General features: G+C 72.3%; 18 protein-coding genes and 4 tRNA genes. 13 read left to right on the top strand and 9 right to left on the bottom strand.

The features are described from left to right. The first annotated feature begins 89 nt into the window (after positions 1–89). The 6 genes from ABZ945_RS19550 (at position 90) to purM (ending at position 6,485) form a co-directional block, all read left to right on the top strand. Positions 90–605: a helix-turn-helix domain-containing protein gene (locus tag ABZ945_RS19550; RefSeq protein WP_361270864.1), complete on the top strand. Its 516-nt coding sequence runs from the start codon at positions 90–92 to the stop codon at positions 603–605. 28 nt (positions 606–633) lie between these two features. Beyond that, entirely contained in the window at positions 634–1,521 is an 888-nt protein-coding gene (locus ABZ945_RS19545; protein WP_361270861.1) for a M23 family metallopeptidase, read from the top strand. A 51-nt stretch (positions 1,522–1,572) separates the two neighbouring features. Beyond that, positions 1,573–2,382: a sterol carrier family protein gene (locus ABZ945_RS19540; RefSeq protein ID WP_361270858.1), complete on the top strand. Its 810-nt coding sequence runs from the start codon at positions 1,573–1,575 to the stop codon at positions 2,380–2,382. A gap of 54 nt (positions 2,383–2,436) precedes the next feature. Further along, the gene (locus tag ABZ945_RS19535; RefSeq protein WP_361270855.1) at positions 2,437–3,285 is read left to right on the top strand and encodes an META domain-containing protein; all 849 of its coding nucleotides are present in this window, start codon (positions 2,437–2,439) and stop codon (positions 3,283–3,285) included. A gap of 522 nt (positions 3,286–3,807) precedes the next feature. Next, positions 3,808–5,334, top strand: coding sequence for an amidophosphoribosyltransferase (gene purF, locus ABZ945_RS19530; RefSeq protein WP_248631635.1), 1,527 nt, complete (start codon positions 3,808–3,810; stop codon positions 5,332–5,334). Between the two features lie 68 nt (positions 5,335–5,402). Continuing rightward, positions 5,403–6,485: a phosphoribosylformylglycinamidine cyclo-ligase gene (purM, locus tag ABZ945_RS19525; protein WP_361270851.1), complete on the top strand. Its 1,083-nt coding sequence runs from the start codon at positions 5,403–5,405 to the stop codon at positions 6,483–6,485. Positions 6,486–6,560: 75 nt separating this feature from the next. Here the strand turns inward: purM and ABZ945_RS19520 are convergent, their stop codons facing one another. Both ABZ945_RS19520 and ABZ945_RS19515 read right to left on the bottom strand, forming a co-directional pair. Further along, entirely contained in the window at positions 6,561–6,818 is a 258-nt protein-coding gene (locus ABZ945_RS19520; RefSeq protein WP_361270848.1) for a DUF3073 domain-containing protein, read from the bottom strand. A 415-nt stretch (positions 6,819–7,233) separates the two neighbouring features. Next, entirely contained in the window at positions 7,234–8,349 is a 1,116-nt protein-coding gene (locus ABZ945_RS19515) for a Glu/Leu/Phe/Val dehydrogenase dimerization domain-containing protein (RefSeq protein WP_361270845.1), read from the bottom strand. Between the two features lie 209 nt (positions 8,350–8,558). Here ABZ945_RS19515 and ABZ945_RS19510 point away from each other — a divergent pair, with 209 nt between their 5' ends. Both ABZ945_RS19510 and bldC read left to right on the top strand, forming a co-directional pair. Further along, positions 8,559–9,431, top strand: a complete 873-nt coding sequence (locus tag ABZ945_RS19510) for a hypothetical protein (RefSeq protein ID WP_361270842.1) — start codon at positions 8,559–8,561, stop codon at positions 9,429–9,431. Between the two features lie 477 nt (positions 9,432–9,908). Next, on the top strand, positions 9,909–10,115 hold the full coding sequence (bldC, locus tag ABZ945_RS19505) for a developmental transcriptional regulator BldC (RefSeq protein WP_003949541.1): 207 nt from the start codon (positions 9,909–9,911) through the stop codon (positions 10,113–10,115). A gap of 244 nt (positions 10,116–10,359) precedes the next feature. Here the strand turns inward: bldC and ABZ945_RS19500 are convergent, their stop codons facing one another. From ABZ945_RS19500 to hrpA, 3 genes are all read right to left on the bottom strand, one after another. Next, positions 10,360–10,725, bottom strand: a complete 366-nt coding sequence (locus ABZ945_RS19500; RefSeq protein ID WP_361270839.1) for a DUF6274 family protein — start codon at positions 10,723–10,725, stop codon at positions 10,360–10,362. A 144-nt stretch (positions 10,726–10,869) separates the two neighbouring features. Beyond that, positions 10,870–10,943, bottom strand: a tRNA-Asp gene (locus ABZ945_RS19495). 110 nt (positions 10,944–11,053) lie between these two features. After that, positions 11,054–15,025, bottom strand: a complete 3,972-nt coding sequence (gene hrpA, locus ABZ945_RS19490; protein ID WP_361270836.1) for an ATP-dependent RNA helicase HrpA — start codon at positions 15,023–15,025, stop codon at positions 11,054–11,056. 116 nt (positions 15,026–15,141) lie between these two features. Between hrpA and ABZ945_RS19485 the strand changes: the two genes are divergently transcribed. The 4 genes from ABZ945_RS19485 to ABZ945_RS19470 all read left to right on the top strand — a co-directional run bounded on the left by ABZ945_RS19485 (position 15,142) and on the right by ABZ945_RS19470 (position 18,300). Beyond that, positions 15,142–15,594 (top strand): hypothetical protein, encoded by a 453-nt coding sequence (locus tag ABZ945_RS19485; protein ID WP_361270833.1) that lies wholly within the window; start codon positions 15,142–15,144, stop codon positions 15,592–15,594. Between the two features lie 85 nt (positions 15,595–15,679). Beyond that, the gene (locus ABZ945_RS19480) at positions 15,680–16,537 is read left to right on the top strand and encodes a thioredoxin domain-containing protein (protein WP_361270830.1); all 858 of its coding nucleotides are present in this window, start codon (positions 15,680–15,682) and stop codon (positions 16,535–16,537) included. Then, a complete protein-coding gene (locus tag ABZ945_RS19475; protein ID WP_361270827.1) occupies positions 16,534–17,364 on the top strand; it encodes a cytochrome c biogenesis CcdA family protein in 831 nt (276 codons plus the stop codon). Before ABZ945_RS19480 ends, ABZ945_RS19475 begins: the two co-directional genes overlap by 4 nt. A 105-nt stretch (positions 17,365–17,469) precedes the next feature. Next, the gene (locus ABZ945_RS19470) at positions 17,470–18,300 is read left to right on the top strand and encodes an SDR family oxidoreductase (protein ID WP_361270825.1); all 831 of its coding nucleotides are present in this window, start codon (positions 17,470–17,472) and stop codon (positions 18,298–18,300) included. A gap of 87 nt (positions 18,301–18,387) precedes the next feature. Here ABZ945_RS19470 and ABZ945_RS19465 read toward each other — a convergent pair. The 4 genes from ABZ945_RS19465 to ABZ945_RS19450 all read right to left on the bottom strand — a co-directional run bounded on the left by ABZ945_RS19465 (position 18,388) and on the right by ABZ945_RS19450 (position 20,406). After that, positions 18,388–18,461, bottom strand: a tRNA-Phe gene (locus tag ABZ945_RS19465). 24 nt (positions 18,462–18,485) lie between these two features. Beyond that, positions 18,486–18,560, bottom strand: a tRNA-Asp gene (locus ABZ945_RS19460). A gap of 40 nt (positions 18,561–18,600) precedes the next feature. After that, a tRNA-Glu gene (locus tag ABZ945_RS19455) sits at positions 18,601–18,673 on the bottom strand. A gap of 80 nt (positions 18,674–18,753) precedes the next feature. After that, complete coding sequence (locus ABZ945_RS19450; protein ID WP_361270822.1) at positions 18,754–20,406, bottom strand: metallophosphoesterase; 1,653 nt, start codon at positions 20,404–20,406, stop codon at positions 18,754–18,756. Between the two features lie 59 nt (positions 20,407–20,465). Between ABZ945_RS19450 and ABZ945_RS19445 the strand changes: the two genes are divergently transcribed. Next, a complete protein-coding gene (locus ABZ945_RS19445; RefSeq protein ID WP_248631647.1) occupies positions 20,466–20,816 on the top strand; it encodes a metallopeptidase family protein in 351 nt (116 codons plus the stop codon). Positions 20,817–20,902 lie beyond the last annotated feature (86 nt).

The raw sequence follows: 20,902 nt of genomic DNA, 5'->3' as shown, positions 1-20,902 counted from the left end.
CCGAGGCCCCCGGCCGGTACGGGACACCGTCCGGCCGGGGGCCTCGCCGTGTCCTTGTCTGTAATTACGTAATTACGTAATCTAGGGTCATGGAGCTGGAGCAGCGCGTCGCCGACCTCGAACGCCGCCTCGCGGCCCTGGAGGGAGCCGGCCGTCCCGAGCCCGGGCCGCTCCCCACCGGTGAGGGGGAGCTCTGGGCGCTGGAAGGCCTCAGGGCCCGGATCGCCGAGGCCGGGACCGAGGCGGCCGACGGCGGGGTGGTCTTCACCGGCGCGGTCCGGCTGCCCACCGGGGAGCGGTACGAGTGGCAGGACGGCGCCCTCGCCGGCGACCAGTTCGCCGGCGACTGGGCCGAGGCCGCCGAGTCCTTCGCGGCACTCGGCCACCCGGTCCGGCTGCGGCTGCTGCGCGAGATCGCCGGGGGCCGGCGTACCGCCGCCGAGCTGGCCGAACTGCCGGACCTCGGCACCACCGGCCAGATCTACCACCATCTGCGCCAGCTCACCGGCGCCGGCTGGCTGCACAGCGCCGCCCGGGGCCGCTACGAGATCCCGGCCGGCCGGGTCGTACCGCTGCTCACCGCACTGGCCGCGGCGCGCCCGTAGCGCCCGCCACACCACAGGGGGAAGCACCATGTCCGCACCGGCTCACCGCACCTCCTCGCTCACCTGGGCCATCCGGCTGCTCTGGGCGCTGTTTCTCGTCCAGGCGGCGGCCTCGCTCCTGGTCGACCGGCTGCCCTACCCGTACGCGCTCGGCTGGCTGCCCGTCGCCCTGGCCGGGGTGCTGATGGTGGTACGGCGCCGGCGCGACCGCCGCACCCTGGTCGACCAGGCCCCGCCCGCCGTGGAGACCCTGCCGCCGGTCACCGGCACCTGGACGGCGGTGAACAGCCCCGCGGACCGGGCGCCCAGCCACGGCACCCACCAGTACGCCCAGACCTACGCGATCGATGTCGCGGCCGAGGCGGAGGGCCCGGACGGGCGGCCCCGCCCCGGGTTCGCCTGGGTCTGGCCGCTGGCCCGCCGCAACGAGGCCTTCCCGGCCTTCGGCGCACCGATCCTCGCGGTGGCCGACGCCACCGTGGTCACCGCGAGCGACGGCGCCCGCGACCATCTGAGCCGCAACTCGCTGCCGGGGGTGCTGTACCTGCTGCTGATCGAGTCCGTGGGCCGGACCCTGGGCGGGCTCCCCGCCATCCTCGGCAACCATGTCGTGCTGGACCTCGGTGGCGGTACGTACGCGGCCTACGCGCATCTGCGCCGGGGCAGCGTCACCGTCCGGCCCGGCGAGCGGGTCGCGGCCGGGCAGCGGATCGGCCGCTGCGGGAACTCCGGCAACTCCACCGAGCCGCATCTGCACTTCCAGCTGATGGACGGCCCGGACGCCCGCACCGCGCACGGCGTCCCCTTCACCTGGCATGGCGTCGGCGTCCCGAAGAACCGCACCCGCTTCACCACCCCCGCGCCGGAGCGGGCCGACCGCCCCGGCGCACGAGAGCAGGCCTACCGCCCCGGGTGAGCCGCCCTGGTGCCGGAACCGCACCGGGTGAACCCCCGCTACCCTCGCTCCATGCCGCCCACCGCCCGCAAGCGCACCCGCAGTTACGACCCGGCCCGGACCCGCGCCGCCGTGCTCGCCCAGTTCGACCACGTACGGGCCGCGGTGCTCGGGCTCACCCCGGAGCAGCTGGCGCTGCCCACCCGGCTGGGGGCCTGGACGGTACGGGAGCTGGCGGCGCACATCACCATGGCGGTGCGCTCGGTGACCCGGGGCGTGGCCGCGCCCGCGCCCGCCACCCGGGACCTGGCCCTGCACCAGTGGCCGCCGGCCACCCGCCGGTTCGCGGCCGATGTGGACCATGACACCCGGGAGATCGCCGAGGCCGCCGCGGACGGGCCCGAGGCGCTGGCCGCGCTCTACGAGGAGACCCGGCGGCAGCTGGCCGAGGCCCTGGCGGACACCCCCGACGAGCGGTTGATCACCACCCGGTTCGGCGGGGTGCGGCTCGGCGACTTCCTGGTCACCCGAACCGTCGAACTCACCGTCCACACCGACGACCTGAACGCCGCGACCGGGCTGGAGATCCCGTACGACCGCCAGGCGCTCGCCGCCTGCGTCCGGCTGCTGGCCGACACCCTGGCCCTCTCCGCCCCGGGCGGCTCGGTCGAGGTGCGGATCCCGCCCTTCGCGGTGGTGCAGTGCGTCGAGGGCCCCCGGCACACCCGCGGCACCCCGCCCAACGTGGTGGAGACCGATCCGCTGACCTGGGTACGGCTCGCCACCGGCCGTACGGAGTGGGGCGCGGCCCTGGCCGAGGCCCGGGTGCGTGCCAGCGGCGAGCGCGCCGACCTCTCCGCCCGCCTCCCCCTGCTCGGCTGATCGGCAGAAGTCCCCGCGGTGGAACCGGAACGCGATGGCGTCCGTCACAACGGCATGCGGAACACGACTGCGCAAGCGAAGAAGAAGCACGTCACGGCACGCGCCGCCGCGGCGCTCGTCCCGCTGCTGGCCCTCACCGCGGCCGCCTGCGGAACCGAGGGCGGCGGTACGGGCAGCGGCTCGGTGCAGCCCGCGCCCGCGCCCAAGGTGGCCGGCGTCCACTGGGCGGTGCAGAGCGTGACGGTGGACGGCAAGAAGAGCGGCCCGCCCGCCGAGGGCGCCCATCTCACCATCGAGAAGGGGCGGGCCTCCGGCTCCCTCGGCTGCAACGGCTTCAGCGCCAAGGCCGAGGTGAAGGGCGACACGGTCACCGTCTCCGAGCCCACCAGCACGGAGAAGGCCTGTCCCGGCCCGGCCTCGGACTTCGAGGCGGCGCTCTCCGACGCGTTCACCGGCAAGCTCACCGCGAAGAGCGAGAAGGGCGGCGCCCTCACCCTCACCGGCGCGGACGGCAAGACGATCCGGCTCGCCGAGCAGCCGGCGACCCCGCTGGAGGGCACCGACTGGACGGTGGAGTCCCTGGTCAAGGGCGAGACCACCGCCTCCCTGCCCCAGGGCACCGAGGCCAAGGCCACCATGGTCTTCGGCAAGGACGGCTCGCTCCGCGGCAACCTGGGCTGCAACAGCTTCTCCACCACGGTGAAGAAGTCCGGCGCCACGCTGACCTTCGACCGGGTCACCAGCACCCGCAAGCTGTGTGCCAACCCGGAGATGGAGCTGGAGCGCGCGCTGGCCAAGACCCTGGAGGGCGGCAAGGCCACCTACGAGGTCGAGAACCGCACGCTGACCGTCACCGCCACCGACGGGACCGGCTTCACCGCCCAGGCGGCCGCCGCCAAGTAGGGCGCTCAGGTAAGACGCGAGGAGGCCTGAGGAGACCTGGAGGCCGACCGCCGGTGCGGGCGGCCGGCCTCCGTACCGGTCGTTCGCGCGGCCCGCTACGCGGCCCGGGGCGCCGGGTCCGACGGCCCCGTACCGGCATCCGCCGGTGGGCCCGCCCCGGGGCCTGGGGCATCGGGGCCGCCGGCTCGGTACGGGCGGTCGCTCCTGCCCCGAGGCACTCGCGGCCACCGCCCCGACGAGACATCCACCGGCGGCCGCCGGGACCCGTACTTCCGGCTCGGTGCCGGCGCCCGTCGGGGCCCGCGTCGGGCCCGGGGCGCCGGGTCCGCGCACCCCGCGCCGGCACCCGCCGTGACCCGCGGCGACCGCCCCCGCTGCGAGGTCCGTCACACCCGGCGGTGGGCCCGGGCGGGGCAACGGGCCTGTTCAGCGGGGCGGGAGCGGTGGCGGGGGTTCCGCGGGGGTGCCCCGTACCCCGTCCCCAATTCGGACCAGTGGTCGATCTCGCCTACACTCGGTGGCGTGCCACGTGGTGACGGTCGACTCAATCACGATCTGCTTCCCGGCGAGAAGGGTCCCCAGGACGCCTGCGGCGTCTTCGGAGTCTGGGCCCCAGGTGAAGAGGTCGCAAAGCTGACGTACTTCGGGCTCTACGCCCTCCAACACCGAGGCCAGGAATCCGCGGGAATCGCGGTCGGCAACGGCTCACAGATCCTTGTCTTCAAGGACATGGGCCTGGTCTCCCAGGTCTTCGACGAAACCTCTCTCGGCTCCCTCCAGGGCCATATCGCGGTGGGCCACGCCCGCTACTCGACCACCGGTGCCTCCGTGTGGGAGAACGCGCAGCCGACGTTCCGGGCCACCGCCCACGGCTCCATCGCGCTCGGCCACAACGGCAACCTGGTCAACACGGCCCAGCTCGCCGAGATGGTCGCCGACCTCCCCAAGCAGGACGGCCGCGCCACCCAGGTGGCGGCCACCAACGACACCGACCTGGTCACGGCCCTGCTGGCCGGGCAGGTCGACGAGGACGGCAAGCCGCTCACCGTCGAGCAGGCCGCCGCGAAGGTCCTCCCCGAGGTCCGGGGCGCCTTCTCCCTCGTCTTCATGGACGAGCACACCCTCTACGCCGCCCGCGACCCGCAGGGCATCCGCCCGCTGGTGCTCGGCCGGCTGGAGCGCGGCTGGGTGGTCGCCTCGGAGTCCGCCGCCCTGGACATCTGCGGCGCCGCGTATGTCCGCGAGGTCGAGCCCGGCGAGATGATCGCCATCGACGAGAACGGCATCCGCACCTCCCGATTCGCGGAAGCGAAGCCCAAGGGCTGTGTCTTCGAGTACGTGTACCTGGCCCGCCCCGACACCGACATCGCCGGGCGGAACGTCTACCTCTCGCGCGTCGAAATGGGCCGCCGCCTCGCCAAGGAGGCCCCGGCCGAGGCCGACCTGGTGATAGCGACCCCGGAGTCCGGCACCCCCGCCGCCATCGGCTACGCGGAGGCCAGCGGCATCCCGTTCGGCGCCGGACTGGTCAAGAACGCCTACGTCGGCCGGACCTTCATCCAGCCCTCGCAGACCATCCGCCAGCTCGGCATCCGCCTCAAGCTCAACCCGCTCAAGGAAGTCATCAAGGGCAAGCGGCTGGTCGTGGTGGACGACTCCATCGTCCGCGGCAACACCCAGCGCGCCCTGGTGCGGATGCTCCGCGAGGCCGGCGCCGCCGAGGTCCACATCCGGATCTCCTCCCCGCCGGTGAAGTGGCCCTGCTTCTTCGGCATCGACTTCGCCACCCGCGCCGAACTGATCGCCAACGGCATGACCGTGGACGAGATCGGCACCTCGCTGGGCGCCGACTCCCTGTCGTACATCTCCATCGACGGCATGATCGAGGCCACCACCATCGACAAGCCGAAGCTCTGCCGCGCCTGCTTCGACGGCGAGTACCCGATGGAGCTGCCCGACCCGGAGCTGCTCGGCAAGCAGCTGCTGGAGACCGAGCTGGCCGCGGGCCCGGCCGCCACCGCGGCGACCGACGCCCTGCGCCGCCCCTGATCCCCGTGCCCGGGCCCGAGCGACCGCGCCGGGCCCTGGGCCACCTCCCACACGAAAGTTCCGCAGCCATGTCCTCCCAGGCCACCAGTGCCGCAGGCGGCGCCTCCTACGCGAGCGCGGGCGTCGACATCGAAGCCGGCGACCGTGCCGTCGAGCTGATGAAGGAGTGGGTGAAGAAGACCCGGCGCCCCGAGGTCCTCGGCGGCATCGGCGGCTTCGCCGGCCTCTTCGACGCCTCCGCCCTCAAGCGGTACGAGCGGCCGCTGCTGGCCTCCGCCACCGACGGCGTGGGCACCAAGGTGGACATCGCCCGCCGCCTCGGCGTCTACGACACCATCGGCCACGACCTGGTCGCCATGGTCATGGACGACATCGTGGTCTGCGGCGCCGAGCCGCTGTTCATGACCGACTACATCTGCGTCGGCAAGGTCCACCCCGAGCGGGTGGCCGCCATCGTCAAGGGCATCGCCGAGGGCTGTGTGCTGGCGGGCTGCGCCCTGGTCGGCGGCGAGACCGCCGAGCACCCGGGCCTGCTCGGTGAGGACGACTTCGACGTGGCCGGCGCCGGCACCGGCGTGGTCGAGGCCGACCGGCTGCTCGGCCCCGAGCGCATCCGTACGGGGGACGCGGTCATCGCCATGGCCTCCTCCGGCCTTCACTCCAACGGGTACTCGCTGGTCCGGCATGTGCTGTTCGACCGGGCCGGGATGAGCCTGGAGACCCGCGTCGAGGAGCTGGGCCGGACCCTCGGCGAGGAGCTCCTCGAACCCACCCGGATCTACTCCCTGGACTGCCTGGCGCTGACCCGTACCACCGAGGTGCACGCCTTCAGCCACATCACCGGCGGCGGTCTGGCCGCCAACCTCGCCCGGGTGATCCCGGACGGGCTGCACGCCGCTGTCGACCGCTCGACCTGGGCCCCCGGCGCGATCTTCGACCTGGTCGGCACCGCCGGTCGGGTGGAGCGGCTGGAGCTGGAGAAGACCCTCAACATGGGCGTCGGCATGATGGCCGTGGTCCCCGCCGACTCGGTCGACGCGGCCCTGACCACCCTCGCCGACCGGGGCCTGGACGCCTGGGTCGCCGGTGAGATCACCGAGCGCGGCGACCGCGCCGAGGGTGCCGAGCTGACCGGCGACTACGCGAGCTGACCACAGCGAAGGCTGTGCACAGCGCAGAAACCGGTCCGAGGCAGGGCCCCGGACCGGTTTCGAAAGACGCAGGCGTCAAGCGCCGCGACGCTGCTGCGACGACGGGCCGGACTGGTCGTCCTCGTCCTCGTCGTCGTCGTTGTACAACTCCGCGTAGCGGGCGTACGGGTCGTCTTCCTCGTCGTCATCCTCGAACGGTTCGCCGTTCGGCGGCTGACTCGAAGGTTGTGCGCCCAGCTCGTTGGCCAGGCGGGAGAGGTCCGTCCCGCCGCTGTTGTACTTCAGCTGGCGGGCGACCTTCGTCTGCTTGGCCTTGGCCCGGCCGCGCCCCATGGCTCGACCCCCTCGGTGACGGGGCTCGACGGCCCCAGAGTCTTGACACGCGTTCATGAATCGAGGCGGACTCTCCGCAGAGAGACCGACCCGTAGGGCTTCAACGGTACCTGCTTCCGCGCGCATACGGTACGCCGCCCGCATCACGCGCCCCGGAGCACGACCGGCGAGGCGCCCCGTCCCCGCTGGTCAGCTGCGATTTTAACCTCTTCCCGCGGTACGACCCGCCGTCCACCGTGAGCCTGGTCTCTTTTGTTTACGCGACCCCGGCCGATCCCGGCCGGCGGGCCGGGGTCATGACACGAACCAGGCAAGCCCGCCGTCCGTTCAGATGGCCGAAACATTGCGTTCGCACCCGCGTCCGGGCGGTCACCCACCGTAGTGGGTGACCACCCCTCACCGGATCACGTCGGAGTCAGAGCGCCGCCGGGGCGGTCTTCCGGGCGTCCCGGGCGTCGGCCATCCGCTGCTCGGCGATCCGGTCGGCCGCGGCGGCCGGCGGGATGCCGTCTTCCTTCGCACGTGCGAAGATCGCCAGCGTGGTGTCGAAGATCTTCGACGCCTTCGCCTTGCAGCGGTCGAAGTCGAAGCCGTTCAGCTCGTCGGCCACCTGGATGACCCCGCCGGCGTTCACCACGTAGTCCGGCGCGTAGAGGATGCCGCGGTCCGCGATGTCCTTCTCCACACCCGGGTGGGCGAGCTGGTTGTTGGCCGCGCCGCACACCACCCTGGCCGTCAGCACCGGCACCGTCTCGTCGTTCAGGGCGCCGCCCAGCGCGCAGGGCGCGTAGATGTCCAGGCCCGGGACGCGGATCAGCGCCTCGGTGTCCAGAGCCACGGTGACCTGCGGGAACTTCTCGGTGATCCGGCGTACCGACTCCTCGCGGACATCGGTGACGATGACCTCGGCGCCGTCGCTGAGCAGGTGCTCCACCAGGTGGTGGCCGACCTTGCCGACCCCCGCCACACCGACCTTGCGGCCCTGGAGGGTCGGGTCGCCCCACAGATGCTGGGCGGAGGCGCGCATGCCCTGGAAGACCCCGTACGCGGTGAGGACCGAGGAGTCGCCGGCGCCGCCGTTCTCGGGGGAGCGGCCGGTGGTCCAGCGGTTCTCGCGGGCCACCACGTCCATGTCGGCCACATAGGTGCCGACGTCGCAGGCGGTGACGTACCGGCCGCCGAGCGAGGCCACGAACCGCCCGTAGGCGAGCAGCAGCTCCTCGGTCTTGATCAGCTCCGGGTCGCCGATGATCACGGCCTTGCCGCCGCCGTGCTCCAGGCCGGCGAGGGCGTTCTTGTACGACATGCCGCGGGCCAGGTTGAGCGCGTCGGCGACGGCCTCGGCCTCGGAGGCGTACGGGTAGAAGCGGGTGCCGCCGAGGGCGGGGCCCAGGGCGGTGGAGTGGAGGGCGATGACGGCCTTGAGGCCGGAGGCGCGGTCCTGGCAGAGGACGACCTGTTCGTGGCCTCCCTGCTCCGAGCGGAACAGGGTCTGCAGTACGTCGACAGGATCGCCGGTCACAGCGGTCACGGTGGTGACTCCCAAGTTCGAGGCGGTGGAGCGGTCCTCCTGCGGGTGGGGAGGACCTGGCCCTCCAACGGGTGGGGAGGACCTGTTGGGCAAGAGGGTAAGTGCTACCTGGGCGTAGCTCGGCCCCCGTGCCGGAGATCGGCCTCTCTCGGAGTACCCCGGAAGGACCCCGGGGCGCCCGGGACCCCCGGCGTGGAAGGATTCGGCGCATGTCGGCGCCCTCCTCCGTCCCCGTCCCGTACGCCGCCTATCTGCGGGTCTACGAGCCGCTGGCGGCCTTCCCGGAGCCCGAGCGGGCGCACTGGGAGGCGTACGCCCGCCGGGGGACGGCCCCCACCGCCCAGGACGAGCTGCGCAGGTCGCTGGCGGACCTGCTGCCGGTGCCGCCGGTGGCCGTGCCGGTGCACGAGAGCGCCGACGCCTTCACGGCCGAGCTGGACGGGGTGGTGTGCGTCTGCCCGTGGCGGACCCGGCTGCGCGGCTGGCTGGCGCTGGCGGAGCTGCCGGCGCTGCTGCCGCCCCCGCTGCTGGACGCGGCGCTGCCACCGGTGGTGCGCGCCCAGGCGGCCGGCGACTACGAGCGCTGGCGGAAGATCAACCCGGACGCGCGGCCGTGGATCCGGACCGCGGTCTGGCAGGTGCCGGTGCGCTGGTTCACGCTCTTCTCGGACAAGGAGCGGGAGTACGTCCCGGCCGGCCAGGAGGAGGGCGGCCAGGAGGAGGGTGCGGAGGGCGGTGGGCCGCGGCTGCGCTACCGCACCCCGATGGTGGAGGCCCGCCGTCGGGTGGCCCGGACGCTGAAGGCGCTGCGGGACGCGGAGGACGAGGGCCCGCTCATCGACGGGCTGGTGGACGTGGGGCGCTGGCTGGAGGAGTTCCACCCGCGCTCGCTGGTGGAGCTGGACTACGGCGGGCTGGTGCACGCCCTCACCCCGGAGCAGCTCGCCGAGGACCGCTCGGCGGCGGATGTGGCCCAGGGCATCGTGGCGCTGCGGGCCGGGGACACCGAGACCGCGGGGGCGGTCTACGAGCGGCTGGCGGAGCGCTGGCGCGCGGTGCGCAACCTCCAGCACGCCAACTGACCGCGGCTCTTGACATCGGCGGGACCTTGGTCCCGATCCGGGCTTTTGTGTCAAGCCGGTGTCAAGCGTGATGGACAGCACGTAACGCGCTCTTGCGCCCATCGCCCGACCTCATGCCAAAATAGGACAAGGAGTCCGGGGAGGGCTCCTTCCGCCCGCTATGGGCGGAAGGCTTCAGCATTGCACGCTATGGGGGGTCTGTGTGGCTCCTGATCGCTCTGTGACTGGTCGTCACTGTGACGTGACTGTCCGTTATGGCATGGTCCATCGGCTTCCGTGGCTGATGAACACCTGAGAGGGCAATTCCGTCGGTTTGGCCGAACGTGGCTGGACAGATGGTGTAGTTGTAGTGCCGAGGACAAGCCGTTCGTCCTATAACCGACTCGGCCCGCGTCCGCCATTTCGGGCAACGCGGGTCAAGGTGCAGAATTTAGAGGAAAGAACCGAGATGGTTCGGTTCTCCCGAGGAGGCCGCTCATGACCGCTCGCACCCCTGATGCCGAGCCGCTGCTGACCCCCGCTGAGGTAGCCACGATGTTCCGCGTGGACCCGAAGACGGTCACCCGCTGGGCAAAGGCGGGCAAGCTCACGTCCATCCGCACCCTGGGCGGGCACCGCCGCTACCGCGAGGCGGAGGTGCGCGCCCTGCTGGCGGGCATTCCGCAGCAGCGCAGCGAGGCCTGAACACCCCGATGAACCGGGTCTGACCGGGTCCCCCAACCCGCCACGGCCCACCCTGGCTCCACCGGCCTCGGCCCGCCCCAACGGGCCCGTCGCCTTCAGATCGCACCGGACTCCGCCTGGTCCGGTGCGATCTTTTTGTGTCCGCTTCCGGCGCCTCTGTACCGTGCAATTGCACATATTAAATGGGTGTGTTGTAGGGAGGGGTTAAGTAAAGCCGTGGGCAAAACCACTTAAGTGACGTGCGTCACACGGCGGGAGGGGGCTGCTCGGCCCCGCCCCGGGCCTCGGAAGAGGCCGCCTCGGGTGCCGACTGCGGGGTCGCCTCCTGGCCCGCCTTCTGGGCTGTCGGGGCCTCTTGCGTCCGCCCCGGGCTCGCGGCGCTGCGATCGGGGCTCGTGGCGCTCCTGTCGGGGCTCTCACCGCTTCGGACGGCCTCGACGGGTGGCGACTGCTGCTCGTCGTTCCACTCGTCCCCCGCCTCCAGGGCGAGCGCCAGCAGGCGGTGGCAGACGGCGCACTGACGGGTCAGATGCCGGTACACGGACGCCGCCGCGAGATGGGCGCGCAGCAGCGCCCTGGTCTCATGCCTCACTGTGGATGCCGCCGCCATGCGCGTCACCTCCGGTACGGGACCCCCGTGTCCCCCGCTGTCTGCGTACCGAGGGCAGTTGACTCCGTCAAGGCCGCGCGCATCCGGGCAAGCGAGAAGGGCCCGTGTCCCCCGGGGGGGGATACGGGCCCTTCTCATCTACGGCGATCCTGACGGGACTTGAACCCGCGACCTCCACCTTGACAGGGTGGCGAGCTGACCAACTGCTCCACAGGACCTTGGTGTCGCCGCCTTGGCGGGCGGCTGCGAAGTAACTGTACCCCAGCTCAGGGGGTGCGTCGAACCCGCGTCGAAGCCGCCCCCGGGCCACCCCCCACCGGGGCCCCCGTCAGGGGGCCAGGGCGTCGATCGCCTTGATGATCCGCTTGTCGGAGACCGGGTGCGCGGTGCCCAGGGCGTGGGCGAAGTAGCTGACCCGCAGCTCCTCGATCATCCAGCGGATGTCCCGTACCTCCTGCGGCACCGGCCGGCCCTTCGGCAGCTGCTCCAGCAGCCAGGCGTACTCGTCTTGCATCTCGTGCACCTTCTCCATCCGGGTGGTGTCCCGCTGGACGGAGGTCGGCATCTGCTGGAGCCGGCGGTCCACCGCCACCAGGTAGCGCATCAGGTCCGGCAGCCGCCGCAGCCCGGTGGCGGTGACGAAGCCGGCCGGGACGAGGGCGTCCAGCTGCTGCCGTACGTCCTGGACATTGCGCAGCAGCGCCGGGGAGGTGGTGGCCTTCAGCCGGCGCTCGCAGGCCTGCCAGGCGGCGAGCACCTGCCGCACCTGGTCCACCGTGCGGACGGTGAGGTCCACCAGGTCGGCGCGGACCGCGTCGTACAGCTTGCGGAAGGACTCCTCGTCCCACGCCGGGCCGCCGTGCTCGGCGATCAGCCGGTCCGCGGCGGCGGTGGCGCAGTCCTCGAAGAGGGCCTGCACCGAGCCGTGCGGGTTGGCGGACAGCGCCAGCTTCTGCTGGTTGCCCAGCTTGTCGGCGGCGAACTTCGCCGGGTTCACCGGGATGTTGAGCATGATCAGCTTGCGGGTGCCGCGCCACATGGCCCGCTGCTGCTCGGCCTCGGTGTCGAAGAGGCGTACGGAGACGGTGGCGCCGTCGTCCACCAGCGCCGGGTACGCCTTGACCGGCTGGCCGGCCCGCCGGGTCTCGAAGACCTTGGTCAGGGCACCGATGGTCCACTCGGTGAGCCCGGTGCGCTCCAGGGACGGCCCGGTGCCCTCGGGGCCCGCGGTGGCGGCCTTGGCGGCCTGGGACAGGGCCTGGCGGGCCTTGGGGCGCAGCTGGAGCTTGAGCGCCTCCAGGTCCTTGTCCTCGGCCAGCTTGCGGCGCCGCTCGTCGGTGATCCGGAAGGTGATCTTCAGATGCCCGGGGACCCGGCCCCAGTCGAAGTCCTCGGCGTGCACCGGGACGCCCACCATCCGCTGCAACTCCCGGGCCAGCGCCCCGTCCAGCGGCTCCTGCACCGGGACGGCCCGGTCCAGGAACGCCTTGGCGTAGTTGGGCGCCGGGACGTAGTGGCGGCGGATCGGCTTGGGCAGCGAGCGGATCAGCTCGATGACGACCTCCTCGCGGAGCCCCGGGATCTGCCAGTCGAAGCCCTCACCGGTGACCTGGTTGAGCACCTGGAGCGGGATGTGCACGGTGACACCGTCGGCGTCCGCGCCCGGCTCGAACTGGTAGGTGACCTTGAACTTCAGCGCGCCCTGCCGCCAGGAGTCGGGATAGTCGGCCTTGGTGACCGCGCCCGCCTTCTCGTTGACCAGCATCTCGCGCTCGAAGTCGAGCCACTCGGGCGCCTCGTGCCGCTTGTGCTTCCACCAGGAGTCGAAGTGCGCGCCGGAGACGACGTGTTCGGGGATCCGCTGGTCGTAGAAGTCGAACAGGGTCTCGTCGTCGACCAGGATGTCCCGGCGCCGGGCCCGGTGCTCCAGCTCCTCGACCTCGGTGAGCAGCCGGCGGTTGTCGGCGAAGAACTTGTGGTGGGTGCGCCAGTCGCCCTCCACCAGGGCGTTGCGGATGAACAGCTCCCGGCTGGCCTCGGGGTCGATCCGGCCGTAGTTGACCTTGCGCTGGGCGACGATCGGCACCCCGTAGAGGGTGACCTTCTCGTAGGCCATCACAGCCGCCTGGTCCTTCTCCCAGTGCGGCTCGCTGTAGGTGCGCTTGACCAGGTGCTGGGCCAGCGGCTCGATCCACTCGGGCTCGATCTTCGCGTTGACCCGGGCCCAGAGCCGGGAGGTCTCCACCAGCTCGGCCGACATCAGCACCCGGGGCTGCTTGCGGAACAGCGCCGAGCCCGGGAAGACCGCGAACTTGGCGCTGCGCGCCCCCAGGTACTCGCCGCCGCGTGAGGTCTTCTGCCCCTCCTTACCGGTGCTTCCGCCCTCCTTCACGTCCTTGACGCCGACGTGCGAGAGCAGCCCGGCCAGCAGCGAGATATGGACGCGGTCCTCCGGGGCACCCGCCTCGTTCAGCTGGATGCCCATCTGCTTGGCGACCGTACGCAGCTGCGAATAGATGTCCTGCCACTCGCGGATGCGCAGGTAGTTGAGGTACTCCGCCTTGCACATCCGGCGGAAGGCGGAGGAGGACAGCTCCTTCTGCTGCTCCCGCAGATAACGCCAGAGGTTCAGGAAGGCCGAGAAGTCGGAGGCCTCGTCCTTGAAGCGGGCGTGCTGCTGGTCGGCCTGGGCCTGCTTCTCCACCGGGCGCTCGCGCGGGTCCTGGATGGAGAGCGCGGCGGCGATCACCATCACCTCGCGGACGCAGCCGTTCTTGTCGGCCTCCAGCACCATCCGGGCCAGCCGGGGGTCCACCGGCAGCTGGGCCAGCTTCCGCCCCGACGGGGTGAGTCTCCGCTTCGGATCCTTCTCCGCCGGGTCGATCGCGCCCAGCTCCTGGAGCAGCTGCACACCGTCGCGGATGTTGCGGTGGTCCGGCGGGTCGATGAAGGGGAACTTCTCGATGTCGCCGAGCCCGGCGGCCGTCATCTGGAGGATGACCGAGGCGAGGTTGGTACGCAGGATCTCGGCGTCGGTGAACTCCGGCCGGGTGAGGAAGTCGTCCTCGTCGTACAGCCGGATGCAGATGCCGTCCGAGGTGCGGCCGCAACGGCCCTTGCGCTGGTTGGCGCTGGCCTGGCTGACCTTCTCGATCGGCAGCCGCTGCACCTTGGTGCGGTGGCTGTAGCGGGAGATCCGGGCGGTGCCCGGGTCGATCACGTACTTGATGCCCGGCACCGTCAGCGAGGTCTCGGCCACATTGGTCGCCAGCACGATCCGGCGCCCGGAGTGCGCCTGGAACACCCGGTGCTGCTCGGCGTGCGACAGCCGCGCGTACAGCGGCAGCACCTCGGTGTTCCGCAGCTTGCGCTTGCCGAGCGCGTCGGCGGTGTCGCGGATCTCCCGCTCACCGGAGAGGAAGACCAGGACGTCCCCGGGGCCCTCGGCGGCCAGCTCGTCCACCGCCTCGCAGATCGCGGTGATCTGGTCCCGGTCGGACTCCTCGGAGTCGTCCTCCAGGAGCGGCCGGTAGCGCACCTCCACCGGATACGTCCGGCCGGAGACCTCCACGATCGGGGCGTCCCCGAAGTGCCGGGAGAACCGCTCCGGGTCGATGGTCGCCGAGGTGATGACCACCTTCAGATCCGGCCGCTTCGGCAGCAGCTGCGCCAGATATCCGAGGAGGAAGTCGATGTTCAGCGACCGCTCGTGCGCCTCGTCGATGATGATCGTGTCGTAGGCGCGCAGCTCGCGGTCGGTCTGGATCTCGGCGAGCAGGATGCCGTCCGTCATCAGCTTGACGAAGGTGGCGCCCGGGTCGACCTGGTCGGTGAACCGCACCTTCCAGCCGACCGCCGAGCCCAGCGGGGTGTTCAGCTCGTCCGCCACCCGCTCGGCCACCGTACGGGCGGCGATCCGGCGCGGCTGGGTGTGGCCGATCATGCCCCGCACCCCGCGCCCCAGCTCCAGGCAGATCTTGGGGATCTGGGTCGTCTTGCCGGACCCGGTCTCACCGGCGACGATCACCACCTGGTGGTCGCGTATCGCGGCCAGGATGTCGTCCTTCTTCTGGCTGACCGGCAGCGCTTCCGGGTACGACACCTCCGGCACCCGCGCGGCCCGCTCGGCCGTACGCGCGGCGGACTTGCCGGCCTCGGCGGCGATCTCGTCCAGCACGGCCTGCCGTGCCTCGGGCTTGCGGATGCGGCGGGCGCCTTCCAGACGGCGGCCGAGCCGGTGCGCGTCGCGCAGCGACACCTCGGCCAGCAGGGTCTGGAGGTCGGCGAGGGAAGTAGACATACCTGACCCAGGATCTCACCCGGGCCCGCGCGGTGGCGAGCCGGTTTCCCCGTACCCTTTCTCCGGACCGCGCCTCCGCGCGACCTCCCCCTCCCTCATCCAAGGTGGTGCACCGTATGGCCTCGGCCGCCGCCCGGTGCCGCCGCCTCGCGGCCGCCCTCGCGCTGCTCCTGGGAGCGCTGCTGCTCTGCGGCCCGTACGCGGCGGGGGCGGGGCACATCGCGGGGCATGCGGCAGTGGCGGCCGTGTCCTCGCACGCGTCCGCCCCCTCCGTCCCGGCGGCTGAGATCCCGCCGGCTGAGGCCCTGGCGACCGAGATCCTGGCGGCAGAGCCCGCCGGCAGCCCCGGGTGCCATGACTCCGGCGACGACCGGGCGGTCCGGCTGCCCGCGGTGCCGCCGCGCTCGGGCTCCCCGCTGGCCGACCTCCCGCACCTCTCGGCGGCCGCCCGCGCGGTGACCCCCGGCTGGGCCGCCCAGTCGCAGACCGCCGCCCGGGTCCGCGCCGAACGGGGGCCGCCGGAGCTGGTCGGCCCGACCCCGGTGGAGCTGGCGGTCCTCCGGGTATAGCCGGGCACACCTCCACCCTCCCGTGCCCGTAACATCCCTTTCGTCCGTCGTGCGAGGCGCCCGCCCCGTACGCCAGGAGCCCGCCATGCCCTCCTCCTCTTCTTCCTCTCCCTCTTCCGCCCCCTCCTCCCGGCGGCCGTATCTGATCGGGGCCGGGGTCGCCGCCGCGGCCCTGCTGCTCGGCTTCGCCTCGTACACCGCCACCAAGCCCGCCGACCGCGAGGCCACCGCCGCCCCCGCCCCCTCCGCACCCGCGCCCACCGGCTCGGCGTCCGCGTCCGAGCCCGACACCGGTGCCGAGTCCGGGATCTACCCCGAACTGGAGGCCTACGCCCGGCGCGAGGCCCGTGATCCGCTCGCCGTGGGGCGCGCGGACGCGCCGGTCGTGATGATCGAGTACGCCGACTACCAGTGCGGCTACTGCGGCAAGTTCGCCCGGGACACCGAGCCGGAGCTGATCCGCCGCTATGTGGACGAGGGGGTGCTGCGCATCGAGTGGCGCAACTTCCCGATCTTCGGCGAGGACTCCGAGCGGGCCGCGCGCGCCTCCTGGGCGGCCGGCCGACAGGGCCGCTTCCATGAGTTCCACCGGGCCGCGTACGCCAAGGGCGCCAAGGAGAAGGGCTTCTCCCAGGAGCGGGTCACCGAGCTGGCCCGGGAGTCCGGCGTCCGGGACCTGGAGCGCTTCGTCCGGGACCTGGACGGCAAGGCGGCCCGTGACGCGGTGGCGGCGGACCAGCGGCAGGGTTACGAACTGGGGGCATCCTCCACCCCGTCCTTCCTGGTCAACGGCCGCCCCCTCGCGGGCGCCCAGCCACTGGAGGCCTTCACCCAGGCGATCGAGGCGGCGGCCGCCACAAAGTCCGGTCCGGGGACCGCGGAGAAGTCCGGATCGGCGGCGACCTCTGGCCCGGCGTCCTTTGACCCGGCGGCCGGCCGATGACGGATATCGGCTATCTGGCCGCCTTCCTCGGCGGTCTGCTCGCCCTGCTCAGCCCATGCAGCGCGCTGCTGCTCCCGGCGTTCTTCGCGTACTCCATCGACACCCGCACCCGGCTGCTCGCCCGTACCGCCGTCTTCTACGCGGGCCTGGCCACCACCCTGGTCCCGCTGGGCGCGGCCGGGTCGGCGGCCGGGCGCCTCTTCTACGGCCACCGGGAGCTGCTGGTCACCGCCGGCGGCTGGCTGATCATCGCGCTGGGCGCCGGACAACTCCTCGGCCTGGGCTTCGCCTCCCGCCGGCTGGCCGAGGCGAGCGGCCGCATCCGCCCCACCACCGCGCTCTCCGTCTACGCCCTGGGCATGGTCTACGGCCTGGCCGGCTTCTGCGCGGGCCCGATCCTCGGCAGCGTCCTGACGGTGGCCGCGCTGGGCGGCAGCCCGGTCTACGGCGGCCTGCTGCTCGCCGTCTACGCCGCCGGGATGGCCGTCCCGCTCTTCGTGCTCGCTCTCCTCTGGCAGCGCTACGACCTGGGCGGACGCCGCTGGCTGCGCGGCCGGGAGGTGCGGCTGGGACGGCTCCGGCTGCACTCCACCTCCGCCCTCTCCGGCCTCTTCTTCATCCTGCTCGGCACGCTCTTCCTGGTCTTCGACGGTGCCACCGCGCTGCCGGGCCTGCTCTCGGTGGACGACTCCTACGCGGTGGAGGAGTGGGCCTCCGCCCTCGGCGGCGCCGTCCCCGACTGGGCCCTGCTCCTCGCCGTGGTCGCGGTCGCCGCCATCACCCTCGGCGTGCGCGGCTGGCGCGGCCGGGACCGTACCCGGACGTAGCCGAGCGGACCGACGACCGGCGGTCCACACTGGCCAGGACGGTGCCCGAACCGCCGGCCCGCGAGCCGGTGGGGCCGGCACAGGCACTTCGACCGAGGGGCCCTCATGGCCAGGACATGGTTCATCACCGGTACGTCATCGGGGTTCGGGCGGCTGCTGACCGAGCAGGCGCTGGAACGCGGTGACCGGGTCGCGGCCACACTGCGCCGCCCCGAGGCCCTGGACGATCTCGTCGAGCGTTTCGACGATCGGCTCTGGGTGGCCCGGATGGATGTCACCGACGCCGCGCGGGTCCGCGAGGTCGTGGACCGCGCCTTCCGGGAGCTGGGCACCGTGGACGTGGTGGTCAACAACGCGGGGCGCGGCATCTCCGCCTCGGTGGAGGAGGCGACGGACGAGCAGATCCGCGACATCGTGGAGACCAATCTGCTCGGCTCCATCCATGTGGTCCGGGCCGCGCTGCCGCATCTGCGCGCCCAGGGGCACGGGCGGATCGTGCAGATCTCGACCGCCGGCGGGCAGACCACCTATCCCAGCTTCGGCTACTACCACGCGGCCAAGTGGGGCGTGGAGGGCTTCTGTGAGACGGCGGCGCGGGAGATCGCGCCGTTCGGGATCGGGCTGACCATCGTGCAGCCGGGGGCGACGCCGACCGGCTTCGCCGGGGCGCTGGCCACCGCACCGGAGATGCCGGAGTACGCGGCGAGCCCGGCCGGCGAGGTGCGGCGCGCCCTCGCCGCCGGGGACTTCCCGCTCCCCAACGACCCCGACAAGATCGTCCGCGCGGTGCTCGACCTGGTCGACAGCGGGGAGGTGCCGCTGCGGCTGCCCCTGGGCGAGGACACCTACCGGGACGTCCGCGCCTCCCTGGTGGCCCGGCTGGCCGAGCACGACGCCCATCGCGACACCGCGCTGAGCGTCGCCCGCTCCGATTAGCCGCCGGCTTGACCGTCGGTGCGTGCGACAACGAGAACGGCCCCACCGAGTCTCCTCGGTGGGGCCGTCTGCCCTGATGGGCTGCGGTGGCTGGGGCCGGGATCGAACCGGCGACCTATCGCTTTTCAGGCGATCGCTCGTACCAACTGAGCTACCCAGCCACGATGTTTCACGTGAAACATCAGCGGTCCTGACGGGATTTGAACCCGCGGCCTCCACCTTGACAGGGTGGCGAGCACTCCAAACTGCTCCACAGGACCAAGCATGTGCGCGAAAACAAGTCTCGCACATGGTGATGCGTGCCCCCAACGGGATTCGAACCCGTGCTACCGCCTTGAAAGGGCGGCGTCCTGGGCCACTAGACGATGAGGGCTAAGGGCCCGCCTGGGCGCTTCGCAGCGCGTCGGGGACGTGAGAAGCATATGGGATGGGGCGGCCGGTCGGCAAAACGGTTCAGGGAGACGGCGAGGAGGGCGGGGGAGGGGAGGAGGCGGAGGAGAAGGGGGACGGGGTCGGCCGGACCGGGGCGCCCGGGGGGACGGCGTCCGGGGCCGCGGCGGAGGGGCCCGCGGGGATGGCGGGCGGGCTCGGCGGCGGTTCGGTGCCGCCCGGCTGGTTGTCCTCCGGCAGATGGCGGCTGACCTCGGCGGTGGTCAGGCCCAGTCCGCCCAGGGTGATCTCGTCCCAGGCCTGGAGGTGGTGGCTGTCCCGGTCCAGATAGAGCACCGAGGCGCGCACCTGCTCCGGCTTCTCGTTCTGCACCGCGCGCAGCCCGCCGCCGCCCGCCGAGCCCTCGATCTTCAGCCGGGTGCCGCCCGGCAGCACCTCGGTGTGGCGCCGATGCACATGCCCGGCCAGCACCAGCGGCACCTGCCCGTCGGTCTCCCGCGCGGCCACCGGGTTGTGGGCGACCGCGATGTCCACCGGGGTGCCCGCCTCCCGCTGGGCCTTCAGCGCTCCGGCCAGCCGGGCGCCCGCCACCCGTTCCTCGTCGTCACCGGCCGCCACCACCGAGCGGTCCGGGGTGAACTGTGGGTCCCCGATACCGGCGATCCGCAGCCCGCCGACCGACACCGCCCGGCCCTCGTCCAGCACATGGACGTCGCCCTTCAGCTGCTCCAGGTACTTCTGGGTGGCCGCCGAGTCGTGGTTGCCGCGCACCCAGACATACGGGGCGCCCAGGTCGGCCGCCGGGTCCAGGAAGCCGTTCTCCGCCGCCGTACCGTGGTCCATGGTGTCGCCGGAGTCGATGATCACGTCGATCTTGTACTGCTCCACCAGCGAGCGGATGATCTCCCAGGCCGCCGGGTTGAGATGGATGTCGGAGACCTGGAGCACCCGCATGGTCCCCGGGTCAGGCTGGTACGTCGGCAGCGTGGACGCCGCGTCGTACAGCTTGGTCACATTGGTGACCAGGGTCGCCAGCTCCTTCTGGTAGACGTCGAACTCACTCACGATGGAGCGGGCGTTGCCCACCACCGACGGCGCCGAGCTGAGCAGCCCCGAGAAGCGCGGCTCCAGTACCGACTTCGGGTTCCATGTCGCGTACGCCGTACCGCCGGCCGCGCCCAGCAGCACCAGCGCCAGCCCGCCCGCCGCCAGCGCCCGGCGCGGCCGCCGGTAGACCACCAGGCCCAGCGCGGTGGCGCCGGAGACCACCGCCACGATCGACCGCACCGCCAGCTCCCGGGTGCCGCTGGTGACATCCCGGCTGATCTCGTCCTGGAGGCCGCTGATCCGCTCCGGATGGGAGACCAGCGCCTGCGCGCGGACCGGATCGAGCTGGTCCACGTCCACGTCCAGCCGCAGCGGCGCGGTGTGCGAGTCCAGCTCCAGCGCGCCCAGCGGCGAGACGTTGATCTTCGTCCCGCCGGAGACCGACGGGCGCAGCGTCATGCTGGTGTCCATCGGCCCCACCGGCGCCCGCACACTGCCCACCACCAGCAGCCCGAGCCAGGCGCCGAGCAGCACCACCGCCACCAGTCCGAGAGCTCGTACATACGGGTGAGGGGTGTGGACCAGCGTGGACACGGGTTCGGTGCGCCGCGACCGGTAGTGCCGCAGGGCGCGGTCATAGGAGGCACGCGGGGACGGGGGTCGGGCCATGGGCGGCGTATGCCCAGACGCTCCGACCGCCATGCGGGGCCATCCGGGACAATGGCGGCGTGCTGGAGATGACGCGTGAGGAGTTCGAGGAACTGGTCGCCGAGGCGCTGGACCGCATCCCGCCGGAGCTCACCCGCCTGATGGACAACGTCGCCGTGTTCGTGGAGGACGAGCCGGCCCCGGACGACCCCGATCTGCTGGGCCTGTACGAGGGGACCCCGCTGACCGACCGGGGCGAGTGGTACGCGGGAGTGCTGCCGGACCGGATCACCATCTACCGGGGACCCGTGCTGCGTATGTGCGACTCCCGGGAGGACGTGGTCGCCGAGACGGAGGTCACGGTGGTGCACGAGATCGCCCACCACTTCGGTATCGACGACGCCCGCCTGCACGAACTCGGCTACGGCTGACCGGCGTACGGGGCTTTGTCCGTACGCCGGGACGGGCCGTACGGGATCGGCGACGGCCCGTCGGTCCCGCGCCGGGCGTGTCCTCG

It is taken from the genome of Streptomyces sp. NPDC046887 (assembly GCF_040644755.1).
Classification (GTDB): domain Bacteria; phylum Actinomycetota; class Actinomycetes; order Streptomycetales; family Streptomycetaceae; genus Streptomyces; species Streptomyces lichenis.
This window is presented reverse-complemented; position numbering and strand designations above follow the sequence as displayed.

Coding starts and splice junctions, on each gene's coding strand:
- ABZ945_RS19550 (WP_361270864.1), top strand. CDS start 90: ATGGAGCTGGAGCAGCGCGTCGCCGACCTCGAACGCCGCCTCGCGGCC.
- ABZ945_RS19545 (WP_361270861.1), top strand. CDS start 634: ATGTCCGCACCGGCTCACCGCACCTCCTCGCTCACCTGGGCCATCCGG.
- ABZ945_RS19540 (WP_361270858.1), top strand. CDS start 1,573: ATGCCGCCCACCGCCCGCAAGCGCACCCGCAGTTACGACCCGGCCCGG.
- ABZ945_RS19535 (WP_361270855.1), top strand. CDS start 2,437: ATGCGGAACACGACTGCGCAAGCGAAGAAGAAGCACGTCACGGCACGC.
- purM (WP_361270851.1), top strand. CDS start 5,403: ATGTCCTCCCAGGCCACCAGTGCCGCAGGCGGCGCCTCCTACGCGAGC.
- ABZ945_RS19520 (WP_361270848.1), bottom strand. CDS start 6,818: ATGGGGCGCGGCCGGGCCAAGGCCAAGCAGACGAAGGTCGCCCGCCAG.
- ABZ945_RS19510 (WP_361270842.1), top strand. CDS start 8,559: ATGTCGGCGCCCTCCTCCGTCCCCGTCCCGTACGCCGCCTATCTGCGG.
- bldC (WP_003949541.1), top strand. CDS start 9,909: ATGACCGCTCGCACCCCTGATGCCGAGCCGCTGCTGACCCCCGCTGAG.
- ABZ945_RS19500 (WP_361270839.1), bottom strand. CDS start 10,725: ATGGCGGCGGCATCCACAGTGAGGCATGAGACCAGGGCGCTGCTGCGC.
- hrpA (WP_361270836.1), bottom strand. CDS start 15,025: ATGTCTACTTCCCTCGCCGACCTCCAGACCCTGCTGGCCGAGGTGTCG.
- ABZ945_RS19485 (WP_361270833.1), top strand. CDS start 15,142: ATGGCCTCGGCCGCCGCCCGGTGCCGCCGCCTCGCGGCCGCCCTCGCG.
- ABZ945_RS19480 (WP_361270830.1), top strand. CDS start 15,680: ATGCCCTCCTCCTCTTCTTCCTCTCCCTCTTCCGCCCCCTCCTCCCGG.
- ABZ945_RS19475 (WP_361270827.1), top strand. CDS start 16,534: ATGACGGATATCGGCTATCTGGCCGCCTTCCTCGGCGGTCTGCTCGCC.
- ABZ945_RS19470 (WP_361270825.1), top strand. CDS start 17,470: ATGGCCAGGACATGGTTCATCACCGGTACGTCATCGGGGTTCGGGCGG.
- ABZ945_RS19450 (WP_361270822.1), bottom strand. CDS start 20,406: ATGGCCCGACCCCCGTCCCCGCGTGCCTCCTATGACCGCGCCCTGCGG.